This window comes from Mesorhizobium sp. (assembly GCF_041661565.1).
GTDB lineage: Bacteria > Pseudomonadota > Alphaproteobacteria > Rhizobiales > Rhizobiaceae > Mesorhizobium.
The window spans coordinates 1-3,278 of sequence record NZ_JBAZUD010000253.1; the positions used below are offsets into that span (position 1 = coordinate 1).

A 3,278-nucleotide genomic window follows, 5' to 3' on the forward strand; every position below is an offset into this window, starting at 1 on the left:
CATCACCGATCTCGTTGTCGACCAGGGCATTCGGCACGCCGGCCTCGCGGTTGACCCACTTGTCGATGTCGACGGGCAGGAAGATCTCGTCGAGCCCGTCGGTTTCGTCGCCCTTGACCCTCTCCGGTTGCTGGGCGCCATGGCCCGACAGATGCAGATAGACGAAATCGTCCCGCTGCACCTTGGCGGCGAGGTCGGCGAAGGCTGCCTTGATCGCCGCATGGGTCGGCAAGCCCTTGGCACCTGGCACGTCCTTGGCCAGCAGGGTGACGTTCTCCGGCGCGAACCGCACCGGGTCGGGCACTTTCTTCAGGAGATACTCGTGCACCAGGCCGGCATCGTTCTTCGGCCCGATAAGCCAGTTCCTCTGCGGCAGGGCTGGATATTCGGTGCAGGCGATCAGAAGCGCATGATAGGTGCGCGACGCTGCCAGGGCACGGAACGAAACCGTACCCGCAGCCATCATCGCGGACGTGCCGACAAGCAGCGTCCGGCGTGTCAATTTGATCATAGTGCTTCCCCAAGCCCGATCGAATTTCCCAAGCCAGGTCACCCTTGCCGAGGATTTTGTCAGTATTTTGAATGTTGCGCCCGCGATCAACCCCGTACTTGGCTTTAATCCACCCGGTCATGCCAAATCGCCCATATTCCTTGCGGAACAGGCGTTTGTGACCGGTCAACACCATGCGGAGACGGCGATGCTGGCGCGACAGCGGCGACTTCCAAGCGCGCGACGGACTGGGTCATTGTGGCGGTCGGTCACAATCAGGCGGCGTCGTCGTTCCGGAGGCTTTCGGGCCGCCAAGGGCTGAGCCGTCCTCTTTGTCAGGCGGGAGCAGTAGCAAAGATACCGGTTCGTCGCTATCTGGAGGAGACGGGCGGCGATAGCAGCTACGCTGGGCAGGTTGGACAGGATCATGGCGTCAAGGGAAGTTCTGACGAAGAACCAGCAGTGCGTCCTCGAGAAGCTCGAGGCCGCCAGCGGGCCGCTCAGCGCCTACACATTGCTCGACCAGCTGCGCGAGCGCGGGTTCCGCGCACCGCTGCAGGTCTACCGTGCGCTCGACACGCTGGTTAAGTCGGGCTTCGTGCACCGGCTGGAGAGCATCAACTCCTTTGTCGCCTGCGCCGAGCCGCATGACCACAGCCATTCGATGACCGCATTCGCCATTTGCGACACATGCGGCCAGGTGAACGAGATGTCCGACCATGATGTCGGCCATAGGCTCGACGAATGGGTGCGCTCCACCGGTTTCGCGGCCAAGAAGGCGGTCATCGAGTTTCGCGGGACGTGCGCGAAGTGCTTGGCTGAAGCGGCCTAAGTCTTCGTCATCCTAGGCCTAGGGTCTGCGCTGCGTCGCATCGCTCCTTGCTTCGCCCTAGGATGACGAAGCGGCGGAGCCTCAATGCGCCTCGTCCCAATTGTTGGCGGCGCGGGCATCGACATGCAGCGGGACCGACATCGAGACTGCCGGCATTGCTGCGTTCTCCATGACATGGCGAACGACAGGAATCGTCGCTTCGACCTCCGCCTCAACCGTCTCGAAGATCAGCTCGTCATGCACCTGCAGCAGCATGCGGGCCGAAAGCTTCGCCTCTTCCAGCGCGTCGTCCATGCGGATCATGGCGCGGCGAATGATGTCGGCGGCCGTGCCCTGCAGGCGGGCGTTGATCGAGGCGCGTTCGTTGAACGCACGCAGCGACGGATTCGACGAGCGTATATCAGGGTAGTGGATGCGGCGGCCGAAAATCGTTTCGACGAAGCCGTGCTCGCGGGCATAGGCCTTGGTCTCCTCGATGTAATCGCGGATGCCCGGAAAACGCTCGAAATACTTCTTGATGTAGTTGCCGGCTTCCTCGCGCGGGATCGACAGCTGGTTGGCGAGGCCGAAGGCGGAGATGCCGTAGATGATGCCGAAATTGATCGCCTTGGCGCGACGGCGGACCTCCGAAGGCATGCCCTCGACCGGCACATTGAACATTTCCGAGGCGGTGATGGCATGGATATCGGCGCCGTCGGCGAAGGCCTGCCGCAGTTGCGGGATCTCGGCGACATGGGCGAGCACCCTCAACTCGATCTGGCTGTAGTCCGCGGAGACCAGTCGGTGGCTCTTGTCGGTTATGAAGGCGGTCCTGATCTTGCGGCCCTCGGCGGTGCGCACCGGGATATTCTGCAGGTTGGGGTCGGAAGACGACAGTCGGCCGGTTGTCGTCGCGGCGAGGGCGAATGAGGTGTGGACGCGCTTGGTGTCGGGATGGATGAAGCCCGGAAGCGCATCCGTGTAAGTCGATTTCAGCTTGGTCAGCTGGCGCCAGTCGACGATCTTGCGCGGCAGTTCATGGCCTTCGGCGGCCAGGTCTTCCAGCAACTGCGCCGAGGTTGACCATTGCCCGGTCTTGGTCTTCGAGCCACCGGGCAAGCCCATGCGCCCGAACAGGATGTCGCCGAGCTGCTTGGGCGAACCGATGTTGATGCGCTCGCCGATCAGCTGGTAGATTTCCTCTTCCAGCCGGGCCGCGCCTTGCGCCAGTTCGCCGGAGAGCCGTGACAGGATCTGCCGGTCGACCGAGATGCCGCGCTGCTCCATGCGCGCCAGCACCGGCACCAGCGGCCGTTCCAGCCGCTCATAGACCGAGACCAGGCCCTTGGCGGCAAGCCGCGGTTTCAGCACAAGCCACAGCCGCAGCGCCACATCGGCATGGCCGGCGGCGTAGGCGGTCGCCTTGTCGATCTCGACCTGTTCGAAGCCGACGAAGCTTTTGCCCGACCCGGCCAGTTCCTTCAGCGTGGTCGGCGTGTGGCCCAGCCATTTTTCCGACAGCGCGGCCAGGCCATGGCCGCCCGCTGTGCCGGCGTCGAGCACGTAGGAGATCAGCATCGTGTCGTCGAAAGCCGCGACGTCGATGCCATAGCGGCTCATGACCACGAGGCTGGATTTCAGCTCCTGCGCGATCTTGAGAACCGACCTGTCTTCCAGTAGCGGCTTCAGCAAGGCGAGCGCCTCGCGGATCGGGATCTGGTTCTCGACCTCCCCGCCGCCAAGCAAATCGCCGCTTCCGCTCCTGTGGGTAAACGGCACATAGGCGGCGCGGCCCGGTTTGATGGCCATTGCAAAGCCGATGAGTTCGGCTCGCATCGGATCCGAAGAGGTGGATTCAGCCTCGAAGGCGACGACGCCGGCTTCCCTCGCCTCCGCGATCCATGCCTTCAGCGTGGGCACATCCCGAATGGTGGCATAGGCAGACGTGTCGATCTTGCGGGCCGTCGCCGCCTCCAG

At 63.4% G+C, this 3,278-nt stretch carries 3 protein-coding genes; 1 reads left to right on the forward strand and 2 read right to left on the reverse strand.

Features of this window, described 5'->3' with window-relative positions:
- Nucleotides 1-511, reverse strand: a 511-nt coding sequence (locus tag WC739_RS25095) for a caspase family protein (protein WP_372955684.1), incomplete at its 3' end; no start/stop codon positions are given.
- Between the two features lie 406 nt (nt 512-917).
- Between WC739_RS25095 and WC739_RS25100 the strand changes: the two genes are divergently transcribed.
- A complete protein-coding gene (locus tag WC739_RS25100) occupies nt 918-1,322 on the forward strand; it encodes a Fur family transcriptional regulator (protein ID WP_372955685.1) in 405 nt (134 codons plus the stop codon).
- Nucleotides 1,323-1,403: 81 nt separating this feature from the next.
- Here WC739_RS25100 and polA read toward each other — a convergent pair.
- On the reverse strand, nt 1,404-3,278 hold a 1,875-nt coding region (gene polA / locus WC739_RS25105; protein WP_372955686.1), incomplete at its 5' end, for a DNA polymerase I.